Source organism: Streptomyces sp. NPDC002144, from assembly GCF_053593695.1.
Genome location: NZ_JBSFDB010000014.1, coordinates 22,516 through 49,498, shown reverse-complemented (window position 1 = coordinate 49,498; position 26,983 = coordinate 22,516). Strand labels below are relative to the sequence as shown.

General features: G+C 71.5%; 27 protein-coding genes and 1 pseudogene. 16 read left to right on the top strand and 12 right to left on the bottom strand.

The genetic code is table 11. The features are described 5' to 3' along the window. Positions 1 to 96 precede the first annotated feature (96 nt). From ACWCQ1_RS22005 to ACWCQ1_RS21995, 3 genes are read left to right on the top strand one after another with little or no spacing between them, the layout of a single operon-like run. Complete coding sequence (locus ACWCQ1_RS22005; protein ID WP_451027170.1) at positions 97 to 1,548, top strand: glycosyltransferase family 4 protein; 1,452 nt, start codon at positions 97 to 99, stop codon at positions 1,546 to 1,548. After that, the gene (locus ACWCQ1_RS22000) at positions 1,542 to 2,276 is read left to right on the top strand and encodes a class I SAM-dependent methyltransferase (RefSeq protein WP_133041313.1); all 735 of its coding nucleotides are present in this window, start codon (positions 1,542 to 1,544) and stop codon (positions 2,274 to 2,276) included. Before ACWCQ1_RS22005 ends, ACWCQ1_RS22000 begins: the two co-directional genes overlap by 7 nt. Continuing rightward, positions 2,273 to 3,346: a prenyltransferase/squalene oxidase repeat-containing protein gene (locus tag ACWCQ1_RS21995; RefSeq protein ID WP_358593589.1), complete on the top strand. Its 1,074-nt coding sequence runs from the start codon at positions 2,273 to 2,275 to the stop codon at positions 3,344 to 3,346. Before ACWCQ1_RS22000 ends, ACWCQ1_RS21995 begins: the two co-directional genes overlap by 4 nt. A gap of 70 nt (positions 3,347 to 3,416) precedes the next feature. Here ACWCQ1_RS21995 and ACWCQ1_RS21990 read toward each other — a convergent pair whose 3' ends face one another. From ACWCQ1_RS21990 to ACWCQ1_RS21975, 4 genes are all read right to left on the bottom strand, one after another. Continuing rightward, positions 3,417 to 3,704 carry a hypothetical protein gene (locus tag ACWCQ1_RS21990; RefSeq protein WP_133041315.1) on the bottom strand — a complete coding sequence of 96 codons (288 nt, stop codon included), beginning with the start codon at positions 3,702 to 3,704 and terminating at the stop codon, positions 3,417 to 3,419. Positions 3,705 to 3,762: 58 nt separating this feature from the next. Then, a complete protein-coding gene (locus tag ACWCQ1_RS21985) occupies positions 3,763 to 4,773 on the bottom strand; it encodes an LLM class F420-dependent oxidoreductase (protein ID WP_451027169.1) in 1,011 nt (336 codons plus the stop codon). A 108-nt stretch (positions 4,774 to 4,881) separates the two neighbouring features. Beyond that, complete coding sequence (locus ACWCQ1_RS21980; protein WP_451027168.1) at positions 4,882 to 5,664, bottom strand: hypothetical protein; 783 nt, start codon at positions 5,662 to 5,664, stop codon at positions 4,882 to 4,884. An 88-nt stretch (positions 5,665 to 5,752) separates the two neighbouring features. Next, entirely contained in the window at positions 5,753 to 6,739 is a 987-nt protein-coding gene (locus tag ACWCQ1_RS21975; RefSeq protein WP_451027167.1) for an N-acetylmuramoyl-L-alanine amidase, read from the bottom strand. A 134-nt stretch (positions 6,740 to 6,873) separates the two neighbouring features. Here ACWCQ1_RS21975 and ACWCQ1_RS21970 point away from each other — a divergent pair, with 134 nt between their 5' ends. Continuing rightward, on the top strand, positions 6,874 to 7,386 hold the full coding sequence (locus tag ACWCQ1_RS21970; protein WP_133041318.1) for a hypothetical protein: 513 nt from the start codon (positions 6,874 to 6,876) through the stop codon (positions 7,384 to 7,386). Positions 7,387 to 7,404: 18 nt separating this feature from the next. On the opposite strand, the gene ACWCQ1_RS21965 is transcribed toward ACWCQ1_RS21970, so the two are convergent. Both ACWCQ1_RS21965 and ACWCQ1_RS21960 read right to left on the bottom strand, forming a co-directional pair. Then, positions 7,405 to 8,055 (bottom strand): class I SAM-dependent methyltransferase, encoded by a 651-nt coding sequence (locus tag ACWCQ1_RS21965; RefSeq protein WP_133041319.1) that lies wholly within the window; start codon positions 8,053 to 8,055, stop codon positions 7,405 to 7,407. A gap of 198 nt (positions 8,056 to 8,253) precedes the next feature. Further along, positions 8,254 to 9,987 (bottom strand): MFS transporter, encoded by a 1,734-nt coding sequence (locus tag ACWCQ1_RS21960; RefSeq protein WP_133041320.1) that lies wholly within the window; start codon positions 9,985 to 9,987, stop codon positions 8,254 to 8,256. A gap of 160 nt (positions 9,988 to 10,147) precedes the next feature. On the opposite strand from ACWCQ1_RS21960, the gene ACWCQ1_RS21955 reads away from it, so the two are divergent. The 5 genes and pseudogenes from ACWCQ1_RS21955 (at position 10,148) to ACWCQ1_RS21935 (ending at position 14,885) form a co-directional block, all read left to right on the top strand. Continuing rightward, positions 10,148 to 11,353 carry a lipid-transfer protein gene (locus tag ACWCQ1_RS21955; RefSeq protein ID WP_451027166.1) on the top strand — a complete coding sequence of 402 codons (1,206 nt, stop codon included), beginning with the start codon at positions 10,148 to 10,150 and terminating at the stop codon, positions 11,351 to 11,353. A gap of 215 nt (positions 11,354 to 11,568) precedes the next feature. After that, positions 11,569 to 11,811 carry a hypothetical protein gene (locus ACWCQ1_RS21950; protein WP_451027165.1) on the top strand — a complete coding sequence of 81 codons (243 nt, stop codon included), beginning with the start codon at positions 11,569 to 11,571 and terminating at the stop codon, positions 11,809 to 11,811. A gap of 78 nt (positions 11,812 to 11,889) precedes the next feature. Continuing rightward, positions 11,890 to 13,374, top strand: coding sequence for a DHA2 family efflux MFS transporter permease subunit (locus ACWCQ1_RS21945; protein ID WP_451027164.1), 1,485 nt, complete (start codon positions 11,890 to 11,892; stop codon positions 13,372 to 13,374). A gap of 51 nt (positions 13,375 to 13,425) precedes the next feature. Then, positions 13,426 to 13,956: pseudogene (locus ACWCQ1_RS21940) on the top strand (SigE family RNA polymerase sigma factor); the annotation flags it as partial. A 140-nt stretch (positions 13,957 to 14,096) separates the two neighbouring features. Beyond that, the gene (locus tag ACWCQ1_RS21935) at positions 14,097 to 14,885 is read left to right on the top strand and encodes a hypothetical protein (protein WP_451027163.1); all 789 of its coding nucleotides are present in this window, start codon (positions 14,097 to 14,099) and stop codon (positions 14,883 to 14,885) included. Between the two features lie 27 nt (positions 14,886 to 14,912). On the opposite strand, the gene ACWCQ1_RS21930 is transcribed toward ACWCQ1_RS21935, so the two are convergent. Beyond that, a complete protein-coding gene (locus ACWCQ1_RS21930) occupies positions 14,913 to 15,545 on the bottom strand; it encodes a response regulator transcription factor (protein ID WP_358593689.1) in 633 nt (210 codons plus the stop codon). A 142-nt stretch (positions 15,546 to 15,687) separates the two neighbouring features. Here ACWCQ1_RS21930 and ACWCQ1_RS21925 point away from each other — a divergent pair, with 142 nt between their 5' ends. Together ACWCQ1_RS21925 and ACWCQ1_RS21920 are read left to right on the top strand one after the other, a co-directional pair. After that, positions 15,688 to 16,542 carry an alpha/beta hydrolase gene (locus ACWCQ1_RS21925; protein WP_451027162.1) on the top strand — a complete coding sequence of 285 codons (855 nt, stop codon included), beginning with the start codon at positions 15,688 to 15,690 and terminating at the stop codon, positions 16,540 to 16,542. A 69-nt stretch (positions 16,543 to 16,611) separates the two neighbouring features. Next, positions 16,612 to 17,316 (top strand): hypothetical protein, encoded by a 705-nt coding sequence (locus tag ACWCQ1_RS21920; RefSeq protein ID WP_451027161.1) that lies wholly within the window; start codon positions 16,612 to 16,614, stop codon positions 17,314 to 17,316. 9 nt (positions 17,317 to 17,325) lie between these two features. Here ACWCQ1_RS21920 and ACWCQ1_RS21915 read toward each other — a convergent pair whose 3' ends face one another. Genes ACWCQ1_RS21915 through ACWCQ1_RS21905 form a run of 3 tightly spaced genes read right to left on the bottom strand, consistent with a single transcriptional unit; the run spans position 17,326 to position 20,294 of the window. Further along, positions 17,326 to 18,645: a sensor histidine kinase gene (locus tag ACWCQ1_RS21915; protein ID WP_451027160.1), complete on the bottom strand. Its 1,320-nt coding sequence runs from the start codon at positions 18,643 to 18,645 to the stop codon at positions 17,326 to 17,328. Between the two features lie 15 nt (positions 18,646 to 18,660). Next, positions 18,661 to 19,377, bottom strand: coding sequence for an ABC transporter permease (locus tag ACWCQ1_RS21910; RefSeq protein WP_133041520.1), 717 nt, complete (start codon positions 19,375 to 19,377; stop codon positions 18,661 to 18,663). Beyond that, entirely contained in the window at positions 19,377 to 20,294 is a 918-nt protein-coding gene (locus ACWCQ1_RS21905) for an ABC transporter ATP-binding protein (protein ID WP_451027159.1), read from the bottom strand. Before ACWCQ1_RS21905 ends, ACWCQ1_RS21910 begins: the two co-directional genes overlap by 1 nt. 277 nt (positions 20,295 to 20,571) lie before the next feature. On the opposite strand from ACWCQ1_RS21905, the gene ACWCQ1_RS21900 reads away from it, so the two are divergent. From ACWCQ1_RS21900 to ACWCQ1_RS21890, 3 genes are read left to right on the top strand one after another with little or no spacing between them, the layout of a single operon-like run. Beyond that, complete coding sequence (locus ACWCQ1_RS21900; protein WP_451027158.1) at positions 20,572 to 21,465, top strand: MaoC/PaaZ C-terminal domain-containing protein; 894 nt, start codon at positions 20,572 to 20,574, stop codon at positions 21,463 to 21,465. A gap of 29 nt (positions 21,466 to 21,494) precedes the next feature. Then, a complete protein-coding gene (locus ACWCQ1_RS21895; protein WP_133041330.1) occupies positions 21,495 to 22,571 on the top strand; it encodes a Zn-dependent alcohol dehydrogenase in 1,077 nt (358 codons plus the stop codon). A 48-nt stretch (positions 22,572 to 22,619) separates the two neighbouring features. Beyond that, positions 22,620 to 23,558 carry a 3-oxoacyl-ACP reductase gene (locus ACWCQ1_RS21890; RefSeq protein WP_133041331.1) on the top strand — a complete coding sequence of 313 codons (939 nt, stop codon included), beginning with the start codon at positions 22,620 to 22,622 and terminating at the stop codon, positions 23,556 to 23,558. Positions 23,559 to 23,629: 71 nt separating this feature from the next. Here ACWCQ1_RS21890 and ACWCQ1_RS21885 read toward each other — a convergent pair whose 3' ends face one another. Both ACWCQ1_RS21885 and ACWCQ1_RS21880 read right to left on the bottom strand, forming a co-directional pair. Next, on the bottom strand, positions 23,630 to 23,785 hold the full coding sequence (locus tag ACWCQ1_RS21885) for a hypothetical protein (protein ID WP_165954722.1): 156 nt from the start codon (positions 23,783 to 23,785) through the stop codon (positions 23,630 to 23,632). A 98-nt stretch (positions 23,786 to 23,883) separates the two neighbouring features. Beyond that, positions 23,884 to 25,176, bottom strand: a complete 1,293-nt coding sequence (locus ACWCQ1_RS21880; protein ID WP_451027157.1) for a hypothetical protein — start codon at positions 25,174 to 25,176, stop codon at positions 23,884 to 23,886. Positions 25,177 to 25,396: 220 nt separating this feature from the next. Between ACWCQ1_RS21880 and ACWCQ1_RS21875 the strand changes: the two genes are divergently transcribed. Together ACWCQ1_RS21875 and ACWCQ1_RS21870 are read left to right on the top strand one after the other, a co-directional pair. After that, positions 25,397 to 26,236 (top strand): Nif3-like dinuclear metal center hexameric protein, encoded by an 840-nt coding sequence (locus tag ACWCQ1_RS21875; protein ID WP_451027156.1) that lies wholly within the window; start codon positions 25,397 to 25,399, stop codon positions 26,234 to 26,236. Beyond that, positions 26,233 to 26,976 (top strand): zinc ribbon domain-containing protein, encoded by a 744-nt coding sequence (locus tag ACWCQ1_RS21870; protein WP_451027232.1) that lies wholly within the window; start codon positions 26,233 to 26,235, stop codon positions 26,974 to 26,976. Before ACWCQ1_RS21875 ends, ACWCQ1_RS21870 begins: the two co-directional genes overlap by 4 nt. Positions 26,977 to 26,983: the final 7 nt, after the last annotated feature.

Below are 26,983 nucleotides of genomic sequence, written 5' to 3'. Positions count from 1 at the left end.
GATTCAGAGCCTCCTGGACGATCAAGTCTGAAACTTGTTCTAGATTAGCGTCCCGGCGTAATCTCGCGGGACAATGCATGCAGAAGGGGGCCCAGAGTGACCGCTGAGGCCAGTCAGGCGGGCCGCCAGGAGGATCCCGCCGCCGACGGCGAGCGACCGCTCCACATCGCGCTCCTCACGTATAAAGGGAACCCGTTCTGCGGCGGCCAGGGCGTCTACGTCCGCCATCTCTCGCGCGAACTGGCCCGCCTCGGCCACCGCGTCGAGGTCATCGGTTCCCAGCCCTACCCCGTCCTCGACGAGGGCTACGACGGCCTGTCCCTGACCGAGCTGCCGAGCCTGGACCTCTACCGCTCGCCCGACCCCTTCCGCACCCCGAAGCGCGACGAGTACCGCGACTGGATCGACGCGCTGGAGGTCGCCACCATGTGGACCGGCGGCTTCCCCGAGCCGCTGACGTTCTCCCTGCGCGCCCGCCGCCATCTGCGCGCCCGGCGCGGCGAGTTCGACGTCGTGCACGACAACCAGACCCTCGGCTACGGCCTGTTGGGGGACGTCGGCGCGCCGCTCGTCACCACCATCCACCACCCCATCACCGTCGACCGGCAGTTGGAGCTCGACGCCGCCGAGACCTGGCAGCAGCGTCTGTCCAAGCGGCGCTGGTACGCCTTCACCCGCATGCAGAGGCGCGTCGCCCGCCGGCTGCCCTCCGTGCTCACCGTCTCCGGCACCTCCCGCCAGGAGATCGTCGACCATCTCGGCGTACGGGACGACCGCATGCACGTCGTCCACATCGGCGCCGACACCGACCTCTTCTCGCCCGACGCGTCGGTCCCTGTCGTCCCGGGGCGGATCGTGACGACGTCCAGCGCGGACGTGCCGCTCAAGGGGCTCGTCTTCCTCGTCGAGGCGCTCGCCAAGGTGCGCACCGAGCACCCCGAGGCCCACCTCGTCGTCGTCGGCACACGGCCCGCCGAAGGCCCCGTCGCGCAGGCGATGGAGCGCTACGGCCTCGAGGGCGCCGTCGAGTTCGTCAAGGGCATCTCCGACGCCGCACTGGTCGACCTCGTCCGCTCGGCCCAGGTCGCCTGCGTGCCCTCGCTCTACGAGGGCTTCTCGCTGCCCGCCGCCGAAGCCATGGCGACCGGCACGCCGCTCGTCGCCACGACCGGCGGCGCCATCCCCGAGGTCGCCGGCCGCGACGGCGAGACCTGCCTCGCGGTGCCGCCCGGGGACCCGGGGGCGCTCGCGGCCGCGCTGGGCCGGCTGCTGGGCGACGCCGAGCTGCGCGTACGGCTGGGCCGGGCCGGACGCGAGCGGGTGCTGGCGCGGTTCACCTGGGCCAAGGCCGCCGAGGGCACCGTGGCCCACTACCGCGCGGCCATCGCCGGGGCGCGCGGCACGAAGGCCGGGGCGAGGTCCGCCGCTCGACCCCCGGCCGGCACGGCCGCGTCCGTACCACCAGTCGCGGCGCAACCGGCGGCCGCGACGGAGACGACCCCCACCCTCGAACCCCACGCAGACTCCGAAAGCAGGGCCACGTGCTGACCGTCGACTTCTCCCGGTTCCCGCTCGCCCCGGGCGACCGCGTCCTGGACCTCGGCTGCGGGGCCGGCCGGCACGCCTTCGAGTGCTACCGGCGCGGCGCCCAGGTCGTGGCCCTCGACCAGAACGGTGAGGAGATCCGCGAGGTCGCCAAGTGGTTCGCGGCGATGAAGGAGGCCGGAGAGGCCCCCGCCGGAGCCACCGCCACCGCCATGGAGGGCGACGCCCTCGCCCTGCCCTTCCCCGACGAGTCCTTCGACGTTGTGATCATCTCCGAGGTCATGGAGCACATCCCGGACGACAAGGGCGTACTCGCCGAGATGGTACGGGTGTTGAAGCCGGGCGGGCGCATCGCGATCACCGTCCCGCGCTACGGTCCCGAGAAGGTCTGCTGGGCCCTGTCCGACGCCTACCACGAGGTCGAGGGCGGCCACATCCGCATCTACAAGGCGGACGAACTGCTCGCGAAGATCCGGGAAGCGGGGCTCGAGCCGTACGGCACCCACCACGCGCACGCCCTGCACAGCCCCTACTGGTGGCTCAAGTGCGCGTTCGGCGTCGACAACGACAAGGCGCTGCCGGTGCAGGCGTACCACAAGCTGCTGGTCTGGGACATCATGAAGAAACCCCTGGCCACCCGGGTCGCCGAGCAGGCGCTGAACCCGCTCATCGGCAAGAGCTTCGTGGCCTACGCGACCAAGCCGCACCTTCCGGCGGTGGACGCCAAGTGACCACCCCCCGGACAGAACACCTCGTCCTGCCCGGGGTCCTCACCGCCGGGCAGGCCGCCGCGACCGTCGCCGGCATCCTCGCCCAGCAGCGGGAGGACGGCGCGATCCCCTGGTTCCGGGGCCACCACCTGGACCCCTGGGACCACACCGAGGCCGCGATGGCCCTGGACGCCGCCGGTGAGCACGAGGCCGCCGAGCGGGCCTACGAGTGGCTCGCCCGGCACCAGAACGAGGACGGCTCCTGGTACGCGGCCTACGCCGACGGCGACTTCACCGACGTCACCGACCGCGGCCGCGAGACCAACTTCGTCGCCTACATCGCCGTCGGTGTCTGGCACCACTACCTCTCCACCGGCGACGACACCTTCCTCGACCGCATGTGGCCGGCCGTCTACGCCGCGATCGAGTACGTCCTCCGGCTCCAGCAGCCCGGCGGACAGATCGGCTGGAAGGGCGAGGACGACGGCACGTCCACCACGGACGCCCTGCTCACCGGCTCCTCCTCCGTCCACCACGCCCTGCGCTGCGCGCTCGCCATCGCCGAGCAGCGTGAAGAGCCGCAGCCCGACTGGGAGTTGGCGGTGGGTGCACTGCGGCACGCGATACGCCGGCATCCGGAGCGGTTCCTCGACAAGGACCGCTACTCGATGGACTGGTACTACCCCGTGCTGGGCGGCGCGTTGACCGGCAGCGAGGCCAAGTCCCGTATCGAGGAAGGCTGGGAGCGCTTCGTCGTGCCCGGGCTCGGGGTGCGCTGCGTCGTCCCCAACCCGTGGGTCACGGGCGGCGAGTCGGCCGAACTCGCCCTCACCCTGTGGGCGATGGGCGAGTCCGACCGGGCGCTGGACGTGCTCCAGTCCATCCAGCACCTGCGGGACGCGAAGAGCGGCCTGTACTGGACCGGCTACGTCTTCGAGGACAAGGCCGTCTGGCCCCAGGAACTGACCACCTGGACGGCCGGCTCCCTCCTCCTGGCCGTCGCAGCCCTGGGCGGCCACGAGGCCACGTGCGCGGTCTTCGGCGGCGACCACTTGCCGAGGGGGTTGGAAATAACGGACTGCTGCGACTGAGGGCGTGACGGGGGTCCTCAGCGCCGCTGCATCCGTCGATCCGTCAGCGGCGCTGCCCTCCGTCGAGCCGTCAGTGGCGCTGCATGCGGCCTGCGATGGCGTGGCCGACGAAGAGGTAGACGACTGCTGCGAGGCCGTAGCCTGCGATGACGCGGGCCCAGGCCTTGTCGAAGGTGAAGAGGTCGCGGGACCAGCCGGCCAGCCAGTTGGCCGCGTTGTGGACGAACTGCACCAGGTCGTTGGCGCGGTTGGCGTCCAGGAGGTACATCAGAATCCACAGGCCCAGGATGAGGGCCATGATGTCGGCGACGATCGCTATGACCGCCCCGGCTCGATTGCCGCTGCTGTATCGAGACATACCTTGCGGATTGCCGCCGGTTTTTGATTGAAACCCGGCTGATTCCGTGCGCGGCGGCCTAGGAGTTCAGCTCCGCCAGTACCCGCAGCGTATGCGGGTCCGGAGCCAGGGCCAACAGGTCCGTCACCGGGCCCTTGCGCCACAACTCCAGCCGCTCGGCGATCCGTTCCCGAGGGCCGACCAGCGAGATCTCGTCGGCGAAGGCGTCCGGCACGGCGAGCACGGCCTCCTCGCGCCGCCCGGTCAGGAACAACTCCTGAATCCGGCGCGCCTCCTCCTCGTACCCCATCCGCGCCATCAGATCCGCATGGAAGTTCCGGGCCGCGTGCCCCATCCCGCCGATGTAGAAGCCGAGCATGGTCTTGACCGGCAGCAGCCCTTCGCGCACGTCGTCACAGACGCGGACCTGGGCCATCGGGGCGATGAGGAACCCCTCCGGAGCGCCGGCGAGCGAGGCCTCGTACACCTCGGGGCGGGCCGGCGACCAGTACAGCGGCAGCCACCCGTCGGCGATCCGCGTCGTCTGCGCGACGTTCTTCGGCCCCTCCGCCCCGAGCAGAATCGGCAGATCGGCCCGCAGCGGATGCGTGATCGGCTTCAGCGCCTTGCCCAGCCCGGTCCCGTCCTCCCCCCGATAGGGATGCGAGTGGAACCGCCCGTCCAGCGCCACCGGCCCCTCCCGCCGCAACACCTGCCGTACGACGTCCACGTACTCCCGCGTCGCGGTCAGCGGCGACTTCGGGAACGGCCGCCCGTACCACCCCTCCACCACCTGCGGCCCCGACAGCCCGAGCCCCAGCATGACCCGGCCGCCGGAGAGATGGTCGAGGGTGAGGGCGTGCATCGCGGTGGTGGTCGGCGAGCGGGCCGCCATCTGCGCAACGGCCGTCCCCAGCCGGATCCTTGACGTCTGCGAGGCGATCCAGGTCAGCGGCGTGAAGACGTCCGACCCCCACGACTCGGCGGTCCACACCGAGTCGTACCCGAGCCGCTCGGCCTCCTGGGCCAGCGGCACATGATCGGCGGAGGGACCACGGCCCCAGTAACCGAGAGCGAGCCCGAGTCGCATGACGCCTCCTGTCTGACGGTCCGTCAGCTTCCGGACCGGCGGCTGCGACTGTACGACAACGGCCCCCCGCCCGGAAGGGCGAGAGGCCGTGAACGACGTCGAGGCGGCTCAGCCGCGCTGAATCCCGGAGGTGTCCTGCAGCACGCCCCGCCGCCCGTCCTGCGTCTGCGCGACCAGAGCCGGACCGCGCTGCTCGACGGCCAGGTACCAGGTACCCGGGGCGAGTTCGGCGATCGGCGTGGGCGAACCGTCCTCCGCGAACAGCGGCCGCGGCACCGGAACGGCGAACCAGAACGGCGAGAACTCCCCGGCCGGCGGCTGCGCCTGCGCCGGCTGCGGCTGGGCGGCGGCCCCATAGGGCTGCCCCCCCTGCGGCTGCCCGCCGTACTGCGCCTGCTGGCCCCCCGGGTATCCGTAACCCCCGGGCGGCTGAGCCCCGTAGGGCTGCTGCGTCACCTGCAGCTTGGGCGCCGGGACGAGAGCGGCCTGCAGGGCCGGGACGAGGGGGGTGGCGATGGCGGCGCCGGCGAGGACGAGGGCGGCGATGAAGCCGAGGATGAGGCCGGCAGCGGCGCTGCCCCCGGTGGGGATGTCCACCAGCGTCCAGAACAGGGCCCAGGCGACGAGGACCGTGAACGCCGTACCCACCGTGCCCAGGTCCAGACCGACGACCTTGCGCGGCTGCGGCAGTGCGCGGTTGACGACGATCAGGGCGGCACCGATCACGCCGCCCATGTAGAGGCCGAGGCCGGTACCGAGGTCGTCCCACGCGTTCGCGTCATAGCTGGCGATGCCGTCGACGGAGTAGAACTTGAGGAACGACGCGATGAACAGCAACACCGCTGCCCCGATCACCACGCCGTCGCCTCGAGTGAGGGAGCGGATATTCACTTCAGGTCCTTCGGATCAGTCGTCTCGTCGTCGGTAGACACTATCGTTCCCCCGACCAGGGTGTCTGCCGGGACCAGCCCGCCCGCCGCTAACCGCGCAGGAAACTCACGATTCCCTCAGAGATCCCCTGTGCGGCCTTCTGACGCCAGGCTGGGCTGGTGAGGAGTGCCGCGTCCTTGCTATCGCGCATGTTGCCGCACTCGATGAACACCTTGGGAACCGTTGACAGATTGAGACCGCCTAGGTCCTTTCGCGTGACGAGACCGGTGCCGTCGCCGATGTAGTTGGACGGCGGTTCGCCCGTGACGCGTACGAAGTTGCCCGCGACGCGCTCGCCGAGGTCGGCGGAGGGGGCGGCGATGGCGCGGGTGTCGGCGGCGCCCGCGTGCACGATGCCCGGCAGGATGACGTGGAAACCGCGGTCACCGGCCGCCGCGCCGTCCGCGTGGATGGAGATCGCCGCGTCGGCGCGGGCCTCGTTGCCGATGCGGGCGCGCTGGTCGACGCAAGGGCCCCAGGACGGTGAGCCGTTGTCGTGGGTCAGCTTCACGGTCGCGCCCTGCTTCTCCAGCAGCGCCTTCAGCCGGTGCGAGACGTCCAGCGTGAACTGGGCCTCCGTGTAGCCCGCGTTGGTGGAGGTGCCCGTGGTGTCGCACTCCTTGAAGTTCGTCCCGATGTTCACCTTGCGGTTGATCTCGGCCGTGTGCTGGAAGTTGCCGGGGTTGTGGCCCGGGTCGATCACGATGACCTTGCCCCTGAGGGAACCGGAGGCGGCGGGAGCGGAAGAGGTGGGCGCGGAGGAAGTGGGGGAGACCAGGGTCGGCTTGGGGCTGTCCGGCTGCTTGGCGTCGTCGCTGGGTGAGGAAGCGGCGGCACTGGGGGACGTACTCGCCGTGGACGACCGTACCGTCGCCTGGTCCGAGCCCTTGCCGTCGTCGCCCGACCCGCCCACGGCCTCGTACACGAGCCATCCGAGCAACGCGCCCGGCACGAGCGCGGCGAGCGCGACGGTGAGGGGGCCGCGGCGGGGACGGCGGGGCTGGGGTGGATCGAAGTCCGGTCCTACGTACGACACGCCTGCCACCCTAGCGGGCGGCCAGGGCGTCCACAGGGTGCGTCGCGTCCGAACGACCGCGGGGGAAAGGGAACACAGCGTCACAGCTCCGCTACACGGACCTACCGCGGGCCGACAGGAGCCAGCATCGGCGCATGCACAGAACCCGTACCACCACCGCCGGACTCCTCGCGGCCGTCACACTGACCGCCTGCGGAAGCCAGGCCACGCACACCACCACGCCCGACGCCCGTCACCCCGCCGGGACGTCGGCGTCCCTGACGGCGCGCGCGGCGTTCGAGCAGATATCCCGCGTGGTACGGACGGCGAACATGACCGGCACCGTCACCGCCGCGAACGACCCGAACCAGCTTCTCGGCCGCCCCGACGAGTACACGTCCAAGGTCACCTTCTCCGACAGCTTCGTCCCTGCGAACGCCGTCACCGGAGCCGCTCCCGGCGACGTCGAACGAGGCGGGGCCGTCGAGGTGTTCACCGATCCGGCGGCCGCCAAGGCGCGGGCGGACCACATCCAGGGGGTCACACGGTCGACGCCGGCCCTCGCCGAGTACGACTACGTGCACGGCCGCGTCCTCGTCCGGGTCTCCCGCTACGTGCCACCGGCCCGGGCCGCGGCGTACCGGGCGGCTGTGGACCGCCTGTTCTGAGTCCGTCCTGAACCGCGCTCAGATCCCCGCCCCCGTCCGCCGCAGCACACGCAACGAGTCCGTCGCCGAGATCTCCGTGAAGGCGCCGGACTCCAGGGCCCGGAGATAGACGCGGTAGGGCGCCTGCCCGGTGAACTCGTCCTCGGGGTCCGGGAAGACGTCGTGGATGAGCAGCAGGCCGCCCTCGGCGACATGCGGGGCCCAGCCCTCGTAGTCGGCGGTGGCGTGCTCGTCGGTGTGACCCCCGTCGATGAAGACGAGCCCCAGGGGAGTGCCCCAGAACTGCGCGATCTGCGGCGACCGCCCCACCAGCGCCACGACGTGCTCCTCCAGCCCGGCCCGGTACAACGTCCGCCGGAACGTCGGCAGCGTGTCCATCAGCCCGATCTCCGGGTCGACGGTCTCCGGGTCGTGGTACTCCCACCCGGGCTGCTGCTCCTCGCTGCCGCGGTGATGGTCCACGGTCAGGGCCGTCACCCCGGCCTGCCGGGCCGCGTCGGCGAGGAGAACGGTGGACCGGCCGCAGTACGTGCCCACTTCCAGCAGCGGAAGCCCGAGGGAGCCCGCCTCGACGGCCGCCGCGTACAACGCCAGCCCCTCACCCACGGGCATGAACCCCTTGGCCGCCTCGAACGCGGCCAGGATCTCGGGCTTGGGTGCCGCGGTCATGGGGGTCCTTCCGGTCGTACTGGGCGAGCATCAGGGGCCCCATGCTGCCGCACCCCCGGCCGACAATTCGACAGGGGGTGCCGGCAATGCTTCAAGGGGCGCGGGGCTGTATCGATATGCGGCTCCGCCGCGTGGGCGCGACCAGCCACGACGGCGCGTCAGCCGCCATCCAGCCCTACCCGGCACCCCCGCGGAGCGCTACGCGCTGACACTCTCCCCAGGCAGCGAAAGATCCAGATCCACCGCCCGCTCCTCCCCGGAATGCGACGCGGCAGACGCAAGCGGCCCATGCCCGAACGCCCGCGCGGCCAGCACATACGTACCCTCCGCCGGAACCGCGAGCTCATAGCTCCCGTCCTCGTCGGAGACCGCGGCCCCGGCCTGACGCCCCCGCCTGTCGATCAGCGTCACCTTGGCCCGAGCCACCGGTGCACCCTCGGCGTCCAGGACGCGTCCGCGGAACCCTCGCAGCGCCTCCTCGGCCCGCTCCAGCGCAGCGTCCTCCTCGCTGCTGGCCCGCAACTGCGGCGCCCGGTTCGGCTTCGGCAGGAACAGGGCCATCAGCAGGCCGATCGCCACCGCACCCGTCGCGATCAGGAAGGACACCCGGAAGCCGTGCATGGTCGGTATCTCGACCCCGCCGACGTTCTTCGCGGTGTTGGCCAGCACCATCCCGATGACGGCGCTCGACACGGACGTACCGATGGACCGCATCAGGGTGTTGAGGCCGTTCGCCGCCCCGGTCTCGGAGGCCGGGACCGCACCCACGATCAGCGCGGGGAGCGAGGAGTACGCGAGGCCGATGCCCGCGCCGAGGACGACCGCGATGACCAGGCTCTGCCAGGCCGCGCTCATCAGGCCGAGCCCCGCGCCGTAGCCGATGGCGATGATCAGCATGCCGAGGATCAGGGTGACCTTGGGGCCGTACTTGGCGGAGAGGCGGGCGTACACCGGCGCCGTGAACATCATCGTCAGGCCCAGCGGGGCGACCAGCAGCCCCGCGACGACCATCGACTGGCCGAGGCCGTAGCCCGTCGCCTTCGGGAGCTGGAGCAGCTGGGGAAGGACGAGCGAGACGACGTAGAAGGAGACACCGACCATGATCGAGGCCAGGTTGGTGAAGAGGACCGCCGGGCGGGCGGTGGTGCGCAGGTCGACGAGGGGTGCGGCGGAACGCAGCTCGAACAGGCCCCACAGGACGAGGACGACCGCGGACGCGGCGAACATGCCGAGCGTGGTGCCGGAGGTCCAGCCCCAGTCGCTGCCCTTGGTGATCGGCAGGAGGAAGAGGACCAGGCCGGCCGAGAGGCCGATCGCGCCCAGGACGTCGAAGGTGCCCTCGGCGCGCATCGGGGACTCCGGCACGACGAGGAGGGTGAGGACGATCGAGAGGACGCCGAGGCCGGCGGCGCCGTAGAAGAGGGCGTGCCAGTCGGCGTGCTGGGCGACCAGGGCGGCGAGCGGCAGGGCGAGTCCGCCGCCGACGCCGATCGAGGAGCTCATCAGCGCCATCGCGGAGCCGAGCTTCTCGCGGGGCAGCATGTCGCGCATCAGGCCGATGCCGAGCGGGATGGCGCCCATCGCGAAGCCCTGGAGCGTACGGCCGACGATCATCGGGAGCAGGGTGCTGGTGAAGGCGCTGACCAGCGCGCCGACCACCATCAGGGCGATGCTGAGGATCAGCATGCGCCGCTTGCCGTACAGGTCGCCGAGGCGGCCCATGATCGGGGTGGCCACGGCGCCGGAGAGCAGCGTCGAGGTCAGGACCCAGGTGGCGTTGCTCGGCGCGGTGTCCAGCAGCTGCGGCAGGTCCTTGATCACCGGGACGAGCAGGGTCTGCATCACCGCGACAACGATCCCCGCGAAGGCGAGTACGGGGACCACGGCCCCGCTCGCTCTCCGGGCGGGCTGGTCGTTCGTCGTGTGGGTCATGGGGTGAGGCCTCCAGTGAGATAAGTGCTGGGTAAACCTCGTATGCACGGGCAACTATTCCGTTGCTTCGAGCCTCTAAGCAATTCTTGACCCGGTCATGGGAATCTGATCAGCCGTCAACTATGGCCATGCGGTGGAACGTGTTCTAGTCTCGCGCGCCATGAGGGCATATGTGGCCGGGGTCGGGATGACCAAGTTCGAGAAGCCCGAGACCCGTGACTGGCAGTACTGGGACATGGTGCGGGAAGCGGGCGGGGCCGCGCTCGTGGACGCGGGGATCGCGTACGACGAGGTGGAACAGGTTCCCATCGGCTACTGCTTCCAGCCCTCTACCGCCGGCCAGCGGGCCGCGTATGAGCTGGGTCTCACGGGCGTCCCGGTCTACAACGTCAACAACAACTGCGCGACCGGCTCCACGGCCCTGATGCTCGCCCGGCAGCTGGTCGAGGGCGGATCGGCGGACTGCGTACTGGCGCTGGGCTTCGAGAAGATGAAGAGGGGAGCGCTGGGCGGGGGAGCCGACGGCGGAGACTTCTCGACCTCCCCCGTCGCCCGGCACTACGGGATCATGGCGGCCCGGCACGGCTTCGAGATGACCCCGCCCACCGCCCAGATCTTCGGCGACGCGGCCCGCGAGCACATGGAGAAGTACGGCACGACGGAGGCGCAGCTCGCCGCCGTGGCCGCCAAGAACCACCGGCACTCGGCGCACAACCCGAACGCGCAGTTCCGGGATGTGTACGAGGTGGCCGACATCCTCGCCGCCCGTACCGTGCACCGTCCGCTCACCAAGCTGCAGTGTTCGCCGACGTCCGACGGGGCCGCCGCGGCCGTGGTGGTGTCGGAGCGGTTCGCGGACAGGCGGGGGCTCACCGGTCTCGTCGAGATCGTCGCGCAGGCCATGACCACCGACACCGGGGAGTCCTTCGCCTCCGGCTCCTGCGTCGACGTCGTCGGACAGCCCATGTCCCGGGAGGCGGCCCGGCAGGTGTACGAGCGGTCCGGGCTCGGCATCGAGGACGTGGACGTCGTCGAGCTGCACGACTGCTTCTCCGTCAACGAGCTGCTGACGTACGAGGCGCTCGGGATGTGCGGGGAGGGGGAGTCCGGCAAGCTCGTCGAGTCCGGGGCGACCACGTACGGCGGCCGCTGGGTGGTGAACCCGTCCGGCGGCCTGATCTCCAAGGGACACCCCCTGGGCGCGACCGGCATCGCCCAAGTGGCGGAACTGGTCTGGCAGGTGAGGGGCGAGGCGGGGGAGCGGCAGGTCCCGGGCGCGAGGGTGGGGCTCGCGCACAACATCGGCCTGGGCGGGGCGGCGGTGGTGACACTGCTGCGCACGACCGAGGCTGCGGCGGGGGCCTGAACGAGTACGCCGTCACGTAGTCCGTCATGTGGTCCCTCACGTTGACCGTCACGCGGTTCGTTACGTTGGCCGTCACGCGGCGCCAACCGGCCCCCGGCTGTCGGCGCTGCTGTCGCAACCGCTACATCTGATCCTGCGGGCGCAGGCGGGTGCCCGGCGGCAACCCATGCGGCAGCGGGGCACGCTCCCCGGGCAGGACACAGGCGGAGACACACATGGCCATCCCTCCGGACTCGGTGCGCGGGTACATCGTCCTCGCCCGTCCCACCAACCCCTGGGCACTCCTCGTCGCCCGACTCACCTTCTGGAGTGCCCTGTCGACCCTGTCGGCTCTCACGCCCTTCTACATCGCCGACGCTCCCCTGTGGATCTGGCCCCTCGCCCTCATCGCCTGTCTCCTCATGGCCTGGCAGACGGTCGACGCGATACGTGGCAAAGGCCGGGACGGCGCCGGGTGAGGCAGGGGGCCTAGGTCTGGCGGACGAGGAGCGGGTGGGGCGAAATCCTGATGCTAGGGGTGCAACCGGGTTGGGAACATGACAGGCATGCTGGAAGCCGCTGACGTCACCCGGACCCCGCCCCGTACCGTCTCCCCCACCTGGCTGGTGGTGGCGCTCGCCTGCGCCGGGCAGTTCCTGGTCGTGCTGGACGTGTCGGTCGTCAATGTGGCGCTGCCGTCCATGCGCGCCGACCTGGGGCTGAGCGCGCAGGGTCTGCAGTGGGTGGTCAACGCGTACGCGATCGCCTTCGCCGGGTTCATGCTGCTCGGCGGGCGCGCGGGGGACCTGTACGGGCGCAAGCGGATGTTCCTGGTCGGGCTCGGCTTGTTCACGCTGGCCTCGCTCGGCGGCGGGCTCGCTCAGCAGGGCGGCGAGCTGCTGATCGCACGGGCCGTGCAGGGGCTGGGGGCCGCGGTGCTCGCACCCTCGACGCTGACGATCCTCACCTCCGCCGTGCCGGAGGGGGCGGCGCGGATGCGGGCGATCGCGACCTGGAGCGCGGTCGGCGCGGGCGGCGGCGCCGCGGGCGGGCTGGTCGGCGGTGCCCTGGTGGACGGGCTGTCGTGGCGGTGGGTACTGCTGATCAACGTGCCGGTCGGGGCCGTGGTGCTGGCCGGTTCCCTGCGATGGCTCACGGAGAGCCGCAATGGGGACGGGCGCAGGGTGGACCTGCCGGGCGCGGTCCTGGTCACGGCCGGGCTCGCGACCCTCGCGTACGGCATCTCGCAGACCGAGGCCAAGGGCTGGACGGCTGCCGCGACCCTGCTGCCGCTGGCCGCAGGACTGACCCTGATCGCGGTGTTCCTGCTCGTCGAGGCGCGTACGACGGCCCCGCTGATGCCGCTCGGGCTGTTCCGGGTGCGGGCCGTGTCGTCGGCGAACGCGTCGATGTTCCTGACCGGCTTCGCGATGTTCTGCATGTGGTACTTCATGACGCTGTACGCGCAGAACGTGCTCGGCTACTCCCCGCTGGAGGCGGGTCTCGCGCTGGTGCCGAGCTCCCTTGCGATCGTGCTCGGCTCGAAGCTCGCGCCGCGGTTCATGCCGGCGCTGGGCGCGCGGAACCTGGCCGCGCTGGGGACGCTGATCGCGGTGGCGGGCTTCGCCTGGCAGTCGGCGATGACGCCGAGGGGCGCGTACCTGACCGAGATCATGTTCCCCGGGATCCTGATGATGCTGGGCGCCGGACTGACCGCGACCCCGCTCGCCGCGCTCGCCACCTCGGGAGCGGCGCCGGGGGAGGCCGGGCTGGTCTCCGGGCTGATCAACACCTCCCGCACGATGGGCGGTTCACTGGGGCTCGCGGTGATGTCGACGATCGCGGCCGCGCGCACCGGCGACAGCGGGACAGCGGGGGCGCTGACGGACGGCTACGCACTGGTGTTCCGTACGGGGGCGGGGGTGCTGCTCGCCGGGGCGGCGCTGATGCTGGTGTGGCTGCCGCGGAGGACGGCGGCAGGAAAGGCGGCAACGGCGCGAACGGCGGGAACGGGGGCGGGTTCGAAGAGTTCGGCGGGGTGAGGCAACGGTTCGGGCCGCGCATGGACTCCTTTGTATGTCTAGGAGGTGCCCATGGGGGATCGCAAGGAAGCTCGGGACATGGAGTTCCAGAGCTTTTTCATCGGCCGCTGGCCGCGGCTGATGCGGACGGCATTTCTCCTCACGGGGGAGCAACACGCCGCCGAGGACCTGGTCCAGTCGACGTTCGAGCAGGTCTACGTGGCCTGGCGCAAGGTCGGTTCGGCGGACGATCCGGAGGCGTACGTACGGCGCGTGATGATCAACGCGCACAACCGCAAACACCGCAGAAGGCTGAGGGAGTTCCTCGCGCCGAAGGACGACTCGGGGCTGGTGCGCGAGGTCGCCGACACCGGTGACCGCATGGCGCAGGCCGACGACCGGGGTGTTCTGCTGACGGCTCTGGCCGAGTTGCCGGCCCGGCAGCGCGAGGCGGTGGTCCTGCGGTACTGGGAGGACCTGACGGAGACCCAGGCGGCCGAGGCGATGGGCTGCTCGGTGGGCACGGTCAAGAGCAACGCGGCCAAGGGGCTCGCGAAACTCCGTGCCATACCGGGACTGGCCGACATGGTGACCAGGCCCGGCCCGGTGGGGCCCCGGCTCGGCCCGGTGGAGGCCCCGCCCGGCCCCATGGAGGCCAGGCCCGGCCATGAGCAGCGGCCTCTTTTGACTGACCCGAGCGGGGGGCGGAACTGATGGGCGCGGAGCGGGAAGCGAGCCACGACATGACGGGCACGGACATCGCCCTCCTGCTGGCCGACGCGGCGGACGGGGTCGAGATCGGTATAGCCCCCACGCAGGCGGTGATCCGCGGTGGCCGACGGCGCCGCGCCCGGCGCTGGGCGGTGGCCGCAGGTGCGGCGCTGGCGCTCGCCGGGACGACGGGCGCGGTGGCACTGACGGGGCTGCCGGGCGGGGACGGGGGACGGGTAGTGCCGTCGGTCACCCGGCCGTCGCACAAGGCATCCCTCGTCGAGCCGCACCGTACGGACCTGGCGAACGGGGTCGAGGACGGCAAGGACTGGGCGGTCTTCATCGACGTGTGGGACGCGCCGCACAACAAGGCGGACGCGGAGATCCAGTTGGCGGCGATGAGCGAGTACAAGGGCGAGTGGCCTGCGTCGGTGCGGAGGGCCGCCGACCTGGTGGGCAGGACCACCTACTTCGTGCATCGCGACAACCAGGGCGACGACTCGGTGGTGGTCGAGGATTCGGTGCCCGAGCGGTCCGTCACGGTGAGCTCCCGGGTCGGCCTCACAGCGATGGGGCTGACGCCTTCCGCCAAGCCCCTGCGTCTGGTGGTCGGCCAGGCCGGCAAGTCGACCGAGGAGGTCACCTGCGCCTGGAAGGACGGGACGAGCACGCTCCTGCACCGGGTCTCGGGACCCACCGACACCGGCGAGTTCCAGCAGGGCCTGCGCACGGTCGAGGGTTCCAAGGACCGCTGGTTCGTGTGCCTGGCGCCGAAAGGCACGGCCTACGAAGACGCGCGGGTGACGGGGGTGGAGCAGTGAGGCCCACGGCACCGGCGCGGTGACGGCTCACAGCCAGCCCTGCTGACGGGCCTCCCGCATCGCTTCCATCCGGTTGCGGGTGCCCGTCTTGCCGATGGCCGAGGACAGGTAGTTGCGGACCGTGGACTCGGACAGATGCAGCTTGGCGGCGATGTCGGCGACCGTCGCGCCGTCCACGGACGCCTTCAGGACGTCGCACTCGCGGGCGGTCAGCGGATTCGGCCCGGCGCTGAGCGCGGCCGCGGCGAGCGCGGGGTCGATCACGGTCTCGCCGGTCAGCACCCGGCGGATCGCGGCCGCCAACTCCTCGACGGGACCGTCCTTGACGAGGAATCCGGCGGCTCCGGCCTCCATGGCGCGGCGCAGATAGCCGGGGCGTCCGAAGGTGGTGAGTATCAGCACCCGGCAGTCCGGTACCTGCTCGCGCAGGTCGGCCGCCGCGTCCAGGCCGCTGCGGACGGGCAGTTCGATGTCCAGCAGGGCCACGTCCGGACGGTGGGTCAGGGCCGCGTCCACGATCGCCTCGCCGGAGGCCACCTGGGCGACGACGGTCATGTCCGGCTCCATGCCGAGCAGTAAGGCGAGCGCGCCCCGCATCATCCCCTGATCCTCGGCGAGCAGGACCCGCACGTTCTTCGCCGGGCGACGGTCCCGGGGCATCTCGTCCACGGGGCAAGGGTAGGGCGCGGGCGGGCCGGGGGCGGGTCGGAATAGGTTCCGTGTGAAGCGTGAACGTGAAGAACCCTTGGAAGAACCCTAGATGGAATGTCCGGACGATCCCGTTTTCAGCAAGGAGGTGGCCGTGTCCCAGTCCCGGCACACCTATCAGGTTCTTCCCACCAGAAGGACGCAGGGGACCGATGTGCCCTGGCCGCACGACGTGCACATCGCGCTTCCTCCGTCGTACGAGCACGGCGACCGCGCCTACCCCGTCCTCTGGGTGACGGACGCGTCCCTCACCTTCCCGCTCGTCGTCGGCCTGCTCAACTGGCTCCACACCGTGGGGGAGGTCGCCGAGCTCATCGTGATCGGCGTCGGGGCTCCCGACGAGAGCGATCCGGCGGAGTTCGGCGCGCGCCGGACTCACGACTTCTACGCCAGGCCGAGATGGGTCAACGCCGGGCTCGGCGGCGCGCGCATGGAAGCACTGGCCGGCGACACGCCGACGCGTGGCGGCGGCGCCGACGCGATGCTGTCGTTCCTGGTCGACGAGTTGCGCCCGCGGTTGGCGACCGATTTCCGGTGCGACGACGATCACGGCCTCGTGGGGTTCTCCGGTGGCGGACACTTCGTCGGCTACGCCCTCCTCTCCCGGCCGACGGCCTTCGGTCGCTATCTGGCCGCCAGCCCAGCCCTCAGTGGGTGTGAGGACCTGCTGTTCACACTGGAGACCGAGTACGCCAGGACCCACGACGACCTGGCGGCGAAGGTGTTCCTCGGCGCGGGCGAGGCGGAGCTCACCGATCCCTTCGTGGCCGCCGCCGACATCCTCGGCTCGATGACCCGCATGGCACAGCTGCTGCGCCTACGGGACTACCCGTCGCTGGAGGTCACCTCCCGCCTGTACCCCAGACAGACCCACGGCTCGGCGTTGTCGTACACACTGAACGAGGGTCTGCGCACGCTGTACCCCGTCACCGCTGCCAGCGACGGATGAGCAGATGCACGGCAGCAGCTCGCGACGAGTCGTCCCCTGCCGCAGGCGCCGGTCCTAGGCTCGGGAGCCATGACCCTTCTGATCACCGTGTGGGGAGCGTCTCCCGGAGTGGGCAAGTCGACGCTGTGTGCCTGGCTGGCCCCATGGCTGGCCGGTACGGGACTGCGGGTGGACCACTTCCGCGAGGAGGAGATCTTGACCCGGCCGCAGTTCGTGGCGGTGGCCGATGAGTTCAGGCCGAACGACACGGTCCAACCGGGGACGCTGATCGCGGCGACGGCGAAGTTCGTCGATGCGGTCATGGCGAGTGGCGATGACGTGGTGATCGCGGACGCGCTGATGCCGTTCGTGCCGACGCTGCTGGCCATGGGGCACGGCGAAGAGACGATCGCCGACTTCATGACGGCCCTCACGAAGATCCTGGCACCGGTCGGGCCGGTCATGGTCTTCCTCGACGGGAACGCCGAGTCCGCGTTGTCCCGGGCCGCGACGAGGGAAGGCCCGCATTGGCTGGACCGGTACGTCAAGAAACTCGCCCGCTACGAGGTCAGCCCACCGGTGGCAGACCTCGCCTCGGCGGTGACGTACCTGCGGCGTGAGCGCGCAGTGACGCTTGACGCCGTTCGCCGGAACCACTGGGGGCTCGTGGTGATCGAACGAGCCGACGAACTGCCCCCGAGTGAGGTTCTCCGGGTGGCGCAACAGGGACTGAGACCGTGGGTCGAATCGACTGCCGCACACCGATGGGACAAGCCGGGGCGGACGACGACGTGAGCCGGGTGGTCAGCGCGCCCTGGGCGCCGTGGCTGGCTCGAGGTCCAGCAAACCGCCGGTCTCCACGGGGAGTTCGGCCGTGACCGTGAAGCCGCCGCGCGGCGCGGGACCGGCGGTCAGCGAACCGCCGGCCGCCGCGAGGCGTTCGGTAAGCCCCTTCAGACCGGTGCCGCCGACGCCAACGCCAACGCCGGCGGCGGGCGGCACGTCCGGCTCGCCGTCCCCGTCCCCGTCCCCGTCGCCCTTCCCGTGCCCATCGCCGTTGTCGGAGACGGTGAGCCGGACGTGCTCGGCCGAGGCGACCACGCCGATCTCGCAGCGCGTCGCACCGGAGTGCCGTACGACATTGGTGACCGCCTCGCGCACCACCCAGCCCAGCAGCGCCTCGCACTGCGGGGCCAGGGGAGCGCCGGAGCGGGTGACCACCGGTTCGACGCCGGCCGCGGTCAGCACCGAGCGGGCCCGGTCCAGTTCGGTGCCGAGACTGCCCTCGCGGTAGCCGGTCACGGCCTCGCGGATCTCGGTGAGCGCCTGCCGGCCCACGGACTCGATGTCGGTGATCTGCCCGAGCGCCGCGTCCAGGTCGCGCGGGGCCAGCCGGCGGGCGGCCTCCGACTTCACCACGATCACGGACATGGTGTGGCCGAGCAGGTCGTGCAGGTCCCGGGAGAACCGCAGGCGTTCCTTCTCGACGGCCTGGTGGGCCAACTCCTCGCGGGCGGCGCGCAGTTCGCGCACCGCTTCGGAGAGGGAGAGGATCGCGGCCGTCACCATGGTCGAGATCCAGGTGGCGTACGCGATGGTGAGGCCGGACCAGCCGCCGCGGAGGGCGGAGACCACACCGGCGAGCACGGCGACGGCCGTGCCGGCCCAGCGCAGGTGTTCGCCCCGCAGCGCGGCGCCCGTCGCCAGGCCCAGCAAGGGGAAGAACAGCAGCCAGTTGCCGGCGTAGCCGCCGGCGAGGCCGCAGGTGATCGCGGCCATCAGGACCAGCGCCACCCGGGTGGAGGCCGCCTGACGCTTCTCCTTCACGAAGGAGCGGGCGGCGACGTAGATGTAGAGGGAGTTGAAGGCGAGCAGTCCCAGGCCGCCGATCCACGGGTTGGGGGTCTTGCCCTGGAAGAGGTTGGAGAACGCGCCCAGCCCCATCAGCAGCCAGGGGAGCAGGGAGAAGGCGGTCGGCGGCGGGCCCGGGTTCTCGGGCACCTCGGCGCCGGTGCGGCGGGCCTCCTTCGCCGCGGCCTTGAAGGCCTGCATGTCCGCCCGCCACCGCGCTCGCGCGGCCTGCCACTCGCGAAGCCGGCAGGCGGCCCCTCGCGTCCAGTACATCTGTCGCTCCCCCATTCAGACGGTCCGACCGGACCGCCGGTACGACAGCACAGCGTATGAACCGAACGCCAGCAACCAGGCGGACAGCACCGCGACCGCGCCGAGCGCCGGGGCGTGGCCGGACGCGACGGAGGTGCCGAGTTCGGCGAAGCGGTAGGTGGGGGTGTAGGCGGACACGGTGCGCAGCCAGTCCGGGAACAGGGCGACCGGGAACCACAGTCCGCCGAGGACGGCGAGGCCCAGGTTGCAGGCCATGTTGGTGACGCCGGTGGTCTGGCCGGTGAGCCGGTAGCCGTTGCCCAGGCCCAGCAGGGTGAAGGGCACCGAGCCCAGCCACAGCAGCACCGCGATCGCGGCCCACTGCCACACGGCCAGCCGTACGCCGTTGAGCAGCCCGCCCGCCGCGAGCACCGCCACGATCGCCGGTACGACGGTCACCGAGCCGGTCAGGGTCCTGCCGACGACGACCTGGCGCGGAGTCATCGGCGTCACCCTGAGCTGGCGCAGCCATCCGATCGCCCGGTCCTCGGCGACCCCGCCGCCGGTGTTGAGCGCGCAGCCGACGGCCCCGTACCCGGCCATCCCGACCATCGCCCCGGTCTTCCAGGTGCCGTCGGCCGCCCCGAGGTTGGTGAACAGCAGGTACATCAGTACCGGCATCGCGATCCCGCCGATGACGAAACCGACGTCCCGCAGGGTGCGGCGCACTTCGAGCTTGAGGTAGTCGAACATCACGCCGCCTCCGTGACCGATTCCGTGACCGATGAGGTGAGGGCCAGAAAGGCCTCGTCCAGGGACGCCGGGGCGACCTCCAGGCCGCGTATCGCGCCCATCGCCGCGAGGGCGACGACCGTCGCGTCCGGGTCGTCGGTGCGCAGCCGGGCCCGGTCGCCGCGGATCTCCAGGGACCGCACGCCCGGCAGCCGCTCCAGGCCGTCCGAGGGGTGGCCGGCCAGGTCGAAGGCGACCAGGCCGCCGCCGACCGAGCGCTTGAGCTGCTCGCCGGTGCCGTCGGCGATGATCCGCCCGCGGTCGATGACGAGGATGCGGTCCGCGTAGGCGTCGGCCTCCTGGAGGTGGTGCGTGGAGAACAGGACGGTGTGGCCGCGGCGCGCATAGCCGCGCATCGACGTCCAGAACGCCTGCCGCGCCTCGACGTCCAGCGCGGACGTCGGTTCGTCCAGCACGAGCAGCGCCGGGCTCCCGGCGAGGGCGAGCGCGAACCGCACCCGCTGGACCTGCCCGCCGGAGAGCCGGTCCACCCGGCGCCCCGCCAGTTCGGCGATCCCGGCCAGCTCGAGCGCCCGTGCGACCGGCATCGGCGCCGGGTAGCGCCCGGCGACGAAGGTGACCAGTTCCCGCACGGTGACCCGGGGCACCGCCCGCGCCTCCTGCAGCATCGCGCCCACCCGCCCGTCCCGCACCGCCCGCTCCGGGTGCGCGCCGAACAGCCGTACGGTCCCCTCGTCCGGCTCGATCAGCCCGAGCAGCAGCGAGATTGCCGTCGACTTCCCGGCCCCGTTGCGCCCGAGCAGCGCGACCGTCTCACCGGGCGCGACGGCGAGGTCGAGGCCGTCGACGGCCCGTACCGTGCCGTAGTTCTTGACCGCCCCCGTGAAGGACACGGCCGCTTCGGCGTCCGATGTCATCCCTTTGTCCGATGTCGTCCCTACGACTGTCATGCCTACGACGCTACGAACCCCGGCGCCCGCCCGGCAGATGCGCTTGTACGGACCCGGGCAGTACAAATGTCCCGAACCCCGTCACCTGACACAGCGTCAGGAGACTTCACAATGGCGGTGGGCTGGGCTATACAAGGGGCGCCGGACTGGAACGCGTTCTAGATCGGCACCCGCAGCGACCTCGGTGCGGCCGACGGTGCGGACGGCTGCACCGGGGTCTTCAGTCGCCACCTTCAGGAGCCCCATGCCCATCGACGCGGCCAAGGCCCTCGCCGCCGAACCCCGGACCGGCGAGCTGACCTGGACCACCAAGGACGTCCAGCTCTACCACCTCGGCATCGGCGCCGGCATCCCCGCCACCGACCCCGACGAGCTGCGCTACACCCTGGAGTCCCGGCTGCACGTGCTGCCCAGTTTCGCCACCGTCGCCGGCTCCGGCTCACCGGGCGTGATCAGCGGACTGTCGATGCCGGGCATCGACGTCGACCTCGCCAAAGTCCTGCACGGCGGCCAGTCGCTCACCCTGCACCGCCCCATCCCGGCCCAGGGCACCGCCACCGCCACGGGCCGTATCGCCGCCGTGTACGACAAGGGCAAGGCGGCCGTCCTGGTCATGCGCACCGAAGTCGCCGACACCGACGGCCCGTTGTGGACCAACGACGCCCAGATCTTCGTACGGGGCGAGGGCGGCTGGGGCGGCGACCGCGGCCCCTCCACCCTCCCCCACTCTCGACTTCGCTCGAGCGGGGGGACCCCCACCGACGAACCCACCGGCGAACCCGACCGAATCGTCGAACGCCCGATCCGCGAGGACCAGGCCCTGCTCTACCGCCTGTCCGGCGACTGGAACCCGCTGCACGCCGACCCCGAGTTCGCCAAGCTCGCCGGGTTCGAGAAGCCCATCCTGCACGGGCTGTGCACCTACGGCATGACGCTGAAGGCGGTCGTCGACACGCTGCTGGGCGGGGACGTCGGCCGGGTGCGCTCGTACACGACCCGGTTCGCCGGCGTGGTCTACCCCGGCGAGACCCTGCGCGTCCGCATGTGGCACACGGCGGAGTCCACCAGGGTCGCCGTCAGCGCCGTCGAGCGGGGCGACGCGCCCGTCCTCGCCGACACCGTCGTCGAACACTCCTGAATCCCAGCTGACGTGAGGGGAGCCGCACCATGCGAGCAGCCGTACTGAACGAGATCGGCCAGGACAAGCTGGAGGTCATCGAGGACGTCGAGCCGACGGGCTTCGGGCCCGGCAGGGTGCGGATCCGGATACGCGCCACGGGCCTGTGCCACTCGGACCTGTCCGCGATGAACGGGGTGCTGCCGCAGCCGGCGCCGTTCGTGCCCGGGCACGAGGGCGCGGGCGAGGTCCTGGAGGTGGGGGAGGGCGTCACCCGCGTCAAGCCCGGCGACCGGGTCGTCGTCTGCTGGCTGCCTGCCTGTGGCGCCTGTCCGGCCTGCAAACGCGGCCAGACCGAACTGTGCCTGGCCGGATTCATGAACGCCGGCACCCCCAACTTCAAGCGCCCCGGCGGCGACGTCTTCGGCTTCGCGGGCACCGGCACCTTTGCCGAGGAGGTCGTGGTCGACGCCGGCTGCGCGGTGCCGATCCCCGACGACGTGCCCTTCGACATCGCCGCGCTGATCGGCTGCGGGGTCACCACGGGCCTCGGGGCGGCCCTCAACACCGCCGACGTGGAGGCCGGTTCATCGGTCGCCGTCATCGGCTGCGGAGGCGTCGGCATCTCCGCGATCCAGGGGGCGCGGCTGAAGGGCGCCGCCGAGATCGTCGCCGTCGACCCGGTCGCCGCGCGCCGCGAGTCGGCGCTCAAGTTCGGCGCCACCAAGGCCGTCTCACCCGACGAACTGCCCACCGCCAAGCAGGAGGTCACCGGCGGCGAGGGCTTCGACTACGTCTTCGAGGTCGTCGGCAAGTCGGCCACCGCCCGCACCGCCTACGAGAACACCCGGCGCGGCGGCACCCTCGTCGTCGTCGGGGCGGGCGCCATGGACGACTTCCTGCAGCTCAACATGTTCGAGCTGTTCTTCGACGAGAAGCGCATCCTGCCGTCCATGTACGGCGGCGGCGACGTCCTGCGCTCCTACGAACGCACCATCGCCCTGTGGCGGGCCGGCCGCGTCGACCTGGAGGGCCTGATCACCCACCGGGTGCCGCTGAGCGAGATCAACGAGGCGCTGGACCAGATGCGTTCGGGGACCGCGCTGCGTACGTGCATCGAGATCTGACGCCTACGTGAAGACGCCTGTGTGAAGACGCCTACGTGAAGGGTGCTCATGTCACTGCCACTTGAGGGACTGGCCGCCGTCGTCACCGGCGCCGGGCGCGGTCTGGGCCGGGCCGAGGCGCTGGAGCTCGCCCGGCTCGGAGCGGCCGTCGTCGTCAACGACTTCGGACAGCCGGGCCGGGACGGCACGGGGGAGGCCTCCGCGGCCCCAGCCGAGGAGGTCGCCACCGAGATCCGCGCGACGGGCGGGCGTGCCGTGGCGCACACCGGCGACGTGGCCGACTTCCAACAGGCGCGGGAACTGGTCGAGTTGGCGGTCGCGGAGTTCGGGAAGCTGGACGTCCTGGTCAACAACGCGGGCATCCTGCGCGACCGGATGGTGTTCTCCATGACCGAGGGGGAGTGGGACTCGGTGATCCGGGTCCACCTCAAGGGCCACTTCAACACGACCCACTTCGCCGCCGCCCACTGGCGCGAACGCTCCAAGGCGACGGGCGCCCCGGTCTACGGCCGTATCGTCAACACGTCCTCGGAAGCCTTCCTCGCGGGCTCCGCGGGCCAGCCCAACTACGCTGCGGCCAAGGGCGGAATCGTCGGCCTGACCACCTCGACGGCCCTCGCGCTCGCCAAGTACGGGGTCACCGCCAACGCCATCTGCCCCCGCGCCCGTACCCGGATGACGGAGGACGTCTTCGCCGGCTTCCAGGAGCCCGACGACGGCATCGACCCGCTCTCGCCCGAGCATGTCGCCCCGCTCGTCGGCTACTTGGCCTCGCCCGCCGCGTCCCGCGTCAACGGACAGCTCCTCGTGGTGCACGGCGGCATGGTGGCGATCGTCGACCGGCCGCGGGTGCGGGCCAAGTTCGACAGCAAGCAGGACACGTTCACGTACGACGAGCTGGAGGCCGTCCTCACCCCGCACTACGCCGAACGCCCGGAGGGGGAGACGTTCGGGGCGGTGGAGGTGCTGGGGCTGAAGCGCACGTAACTGGAGGGGCAAGGGGAGAGGGCCCGCACATCGGCACTGATGTGCGGGCCCTCTCCGTCTGCTCTCTGCTCTCAGCGAGCCGTCCCCGTGTCCTCGGACTGCTTGCGGTGACGGCCCTGAGGGGCCGTGTCACCGTCCTGGACCGAGACCGGACCCCGGTGACGACCGTGACCGGCGTCCTCCTGGGCCTCGGCGGACCGCGGCTGCATCGTGCTGGTGTCGCTCATCGGAAGGTTTCACCCCGTAACAACATGATCTTTCTAACAGCCCGGCGAGTGTAACCAGCACACCTCGGGCCGAATCCAGGCGCCACGGCCCATCGGCACTACTTCGTTACAAGACGTCCCAGCGGAGCCTCCTGCAAGGGCACCGGACGCGCCACGACCGGCTCCGGAGGCGCCGCTTCCACCGGCTGCCCGTCCGCCGCCGCGACGAAACTCCCGTCCTCCGCCGCGACGGAACTTCCGTCCTCCGTTGGGGCGTCCAGGCTCTTGCCGACCGCACCCGGCGACGCCGACGTACTCGACACCGGATCCTCCGACGGCCCGATCGGCGGCACCGGATTCTCCGACGGCCCGATCGGCAGCACCGGATTCTCCGAGGGCACGGTCACCCCGGCCACCCCGCACGGCACCTCGGCCGTGGCGTACGGCAGTTGAAGCACCCCGTCCGGCGTCCACAGCCCCGTCCCCGTCAACCACCCCTCGGGCGCCGGGAGATGGTGCACCTGCCGCCGGTCCGGCCGCCACAGCGCCACCCAGCTGCCCATCGGCCCGTCGACCCGGAGCGCCACCGCACAGCTCTCCGGGACCAGCACCCGCCCCGGCTGGATCGCGAACGGCGTCACCGCGCAGTTCGGCACCCGCAGACACTCCGGGAACCGCACCGGCAGCGTGCTGCCCAACACCCCCCACCCCAGCCGGTCCTCGCCCGGCGACGGGGCGTCCGAGCGGATCAGCAGCAGCCCGCTGTCCGGGTCGGCCAGCAGCAGCCGGTCGTCGCTGCCGTCGGCGATCTGCAGGAACGGCGACACCTCGCCGCCCCGCTCCAGATCCACCACGATCGTCTTGGTCCGCCCCCCGACCTCCCGGTCCAGGGCCAGCATCCGCCCCGCGTGGTCCAGCCACGCCCCGCCCGAGCAGCGCCCCGGGACCTCCGTCACCCGCTCGGGACCGAAGGGGCCGCCCGCCACCAGCCACAGCGTGCTGGACCGCCGGCCCACCGCGAGGGCGTACGCCTTCGCACCCCCCGGTACCGGCGGCAGCAGCCCCAGCCGGGTGTCCTCGTCCGGGCACTCGACCGCACCGATCAGCACCTCGCCGGTGCCGGGGCCGGTCGGATACAGCAGCGAGAAGACGTGCCGCCCCTCCGTCACCCGCCGGATGAGCACCCGCCCGTCGCCCATCGGCTGTACCTCGGTGCCGGGCTCCTCGGGCTGGTTGCCGGGCAGCCCCACGGCGTACGGCTCCGGGCCGTCCAGCGTCCAGCGCTCCGGGAACCAGCAGTCGCCGTCCAGCGCGAGGCGTGCGGCGTAGGCGCCGTCCGCGGTGATGATGCATGCCGCCCGGCGAGCGTCGTCCCCGGGGGCGGCCTCGGGCTCGATCGCACAGGCCGTCATCGTCTGGTCACCTCCAGTTACGAAGCTAGTTTTCGCATGCACGGACCGGAACCACCAGGCTCACGCTTCACGCGTAAGGGTGGTAGCGGAACGATTCGCGTGAGGAGCGGGGGGTGTTTGTGCTGAAGGGGGCCGCGGTGGACGCCGGGGGCACCGGGACCGTGTTCCCGACCACGGGCTTCGGTTCAGCGGCACAGATCAGGCAGGTAGCCTTTTGTCCGTGCCCCGTCTGTCTGAAGTCATCGCCGCGCTGGACAACCTGTGGCCCGCCGAGCGGGCCGAGTCCTGGGACGCGGTCGGCACGGTCGTCGGCGACCCCGACCAGGAGGTCACGCGGGTCCTGTTCGCCGTGGACCCCGTCCAGGAGATCGTCGACGAGGCGGTGAAGCTCGACGCCGACCTGCTGGTCACCCACCACCCGCTCTACCTACGCGGTACGACCACGGTGGCGGCCACACACTTCAAGGGCCGGGTCGTGCACACCCTCATCAAGAACGACATCGCGCTGCACGTGGCCCACACCAACGCGGACACGGCCGACCCGGGTGTCTCGGACGCCCTCGCCGGCGCACTGGACCTCCGGGTCGTACGCCCCCTCGTCCCGGACCCCACCGACCCCGAGGGCCGCCGCGGCCTGGGCCGAATCTGCGAACTGGACCACCCCCTCACCCTCGCCGACTTCGCCGCACGGGCCGCCGAACGCCTGCCCGCCACCGCGCAGGGCATCCGCGTCGCCGGCGACAGCCAGGCGACCATCCGCACGGTCGTCGTCAGCGGCGGCTCCGGCGACAGCCTCTTCGACCAGGTCCGCGCGGCCGGCGTCGACGCCTTCCTCACCTCCGACCTGCGCCACCACCCGGCCTCCGAGGCCGTCCTCCACAGCCCCCTCGCGCTGCTCGACGCGGCGCACTGGGCCACCGAGTGGCCCTGGTGCGAGCTGGCCGCAGCCCAGCTCGACGAGATCTCCGACCGCCACGGCTGGGACCTGCGCGTCCACGTCTCCAAGACGGTCACCGACCCCTGGACCAGCCACTCCCCTTCACCTGGAGCCCCCAACTGAACGCCGCGCCCGCCGACCAGATCCGACTCCTCGACGTCCAGACACTCGACGTCCGCCTGCAGCAGCTCGCGCACCGGCGCAGGTCCCTGCCCGAGCACGCCGAGATCGAGTCGCTGACCAAGGACCTCACCCAGCTGCGCGACCTGCTCGTGGCCGCGCAGACCGAGGAGAGCGACACCGCCCGCGAGCAGACCAAGGCCGAGCAGGACGTGGACCAGGTGCGCCAGCGCGCCGCCCGCGACCAGCAGCGCCTGGACTCCGGCGCGGTGACCTCACCCAAGGACCTCGAGAACCTCCAGCGCGAGATCGCCTCCCTCGCCAAGCGGCAGGGCGACCTCGAGGACATCGTCCTGGAGGTCATGGAGCGCATCGAGTCCGTGCAGGAGCGGGTGCGCGAGCTGACCGAGCGGGTCTCCTCCGTCCAGTCGAAGATCGACGACGCGACGGCCCGCCGGGACGCGGCCTTCGAGGAGATCGACGGCGAGGTGGCCACGGTGACCAAGGAGCGCGAGGTCATCGCCGCGACCATCCCCGCCGACCTGCTCAAGCTCTACGACAAGCTGCGCGAGCAGCAGGGCGGCATCGGAGCGGCCAAGCTCTACCAGCGCACCTGCCAGGGCTGCCGCCAGGAGCTGGCCATCACCGACATCAACGAGATCCGCGCGGCCGCCCCCGACACGGTGGTGCGCTGCGAGAACTGCCGCCGCATCCTGGTGCGCACGGCCGAGTCCGGTCTGTAAGGGGCGG

Excerpts from the sequence above, each read along its gene's own strand:
- ACWCQ1_RS21990 (WP_133041315.1), bottom strand. The coding sequence starts at position 3,704 with ATGTCTCGATACAGCAGCGGCAATCGAGCCGGGGCGGTCATAGCGATC.
- ACWCQ1_RS21985 (WP_451027169.1), bottom strand. The coding sequence starts at position 4,773 with ATGCGACTCGGGCTCGCTCTCGGTTACTGGGGCCGTGGTCCCTCCGCC.
- ACWCQ1_RS21970 (WP_133041318.1), top strand. The coding sequence starts at position 6,874 with ATGCACAGAACCCGTACCACCACCGCCGGACTCCTCGCGGCCGTCACA.
- ACWCQ1_RS21965 (WP_133041319.1), bottom strand. The coding sequence starts at position 8,055 with ATGACCGCGGCACCCAAGCCCGAGATCCTGGCCGCGTTCGAGGCGGCC.
- ACWCQ1_RS21960 (WP_133041320.1), bottom strand. The coding sequence starts at position 9,987 with ATGACCCACACGACGAACGACCAGCCCGCCCGGAGAGCGAGCGGGGCC.
- ACWCQ1_RS21955 (WP_451027166.1), top strand. The coding sequence starts at position 10,148 with ATGAGGGCATATGTGGCCGGGGTCGGGATGACCAAGTTCGAGAAGCCC.
- ACWCQ1_RS21950 (WP_451027165.1), top strand. The coding sequence starts at position 11,569 with ATGGCCATCCCTCCGGACTCGGTGCGCGGGTACATCGTCCTCGCCCGT.
- ACWCQ1_RS21945 (WP_451027164.1), top strand. The coding sequence starts at position 11,890 with ATGACAGGCATGCTGGAAGCCGCTGACGTCACCCGGACCCCGCCCCGT.
- ACWCQ1_RS21935 (WP_451027163.1), top strand. The coding sequence starts at position 14,097 with ATGACGGGCACGGACATCGCCCTCCTGCTGGCCGACGCGGCGGACGGG.
- ACWCQ1_RS21930 (WP_358593689.1), bottom strand. The coding sequence starts at position 15,545 with ATGCCCCGGGACCGTCGCCCGGCGAAGAACGTGCGGGTCCTGCTCGCC.
- ACWCQ1_RS21920 (WP_451027161.1), top strand. The coding sequence starts at position 16,612 with ATGACCCTTCTGATCACCGTGTGGGGAGCGTCTCCCGGAGTGGGCAAG.
- ACWCQ1_RS21915 (WP_451027160.1), bottom strand. The coding sequence starts at position 18,645 with ATGTACTGGACGCGAGGGGCCGCCTGCCGGCTTCGCGAGTGGCAGGCC.
- ACWCQ1_RS21910 (WP_133041520.1), bottom strand. The coding sequence starts at position 19,377 with ATGTTCGACTACCTCAAGCTCGAAGTGCGCCGCACCCTGCGGGACGTC.
- ACWCQ1_RS21905 (WP_451027159.1), bottom strand. The coding sequence starts at position 20,294 with ATGACATCGGACGCCGAAGCGGCCGTGTCCTTCACGGGGGCGGTCAAG.
- ACWCQ1_RS21900 (WP_451027158.1), top strand. The coding sequence starts at position 20,572 with ATGCCCATCGACGCGGCCAAGGCCCTCGCCGCCGAACCCCGGACCGGC.
- ACWCQ1_RS21895 (WP_133041330.1), top strand. The coding sequence starts at position 21,495 with ATGCGAGCAGCCGTACTGAACGAGATCGGCCAGGACAAGCTGGAGGTC.
- ACWCQ1_RS21890 (WP_133041331.1), top strand. The coding sequence starts at position 22,620 with ATGTCACTGCCACTTGAGGGACTGGCCGCCGTCGTCACCGGCGCCGGG.
- ACWCQ1_RS21885 (WP_165954722.1), bottom strand. The coding sequence starts at position 23,785 with ATGAGCGACACCAGCACGATGCAGCCGCGGTCCGCCGAGGCCCAGGAG.
- ACWCQ1_RS21880 (WP_451027157.1), bottom strand. The coding sequence starts at position 25,176 with ATGACGGCCTGTGCGATCGAGCCCGAGGCCGCCCCCGGGGACGACGCT.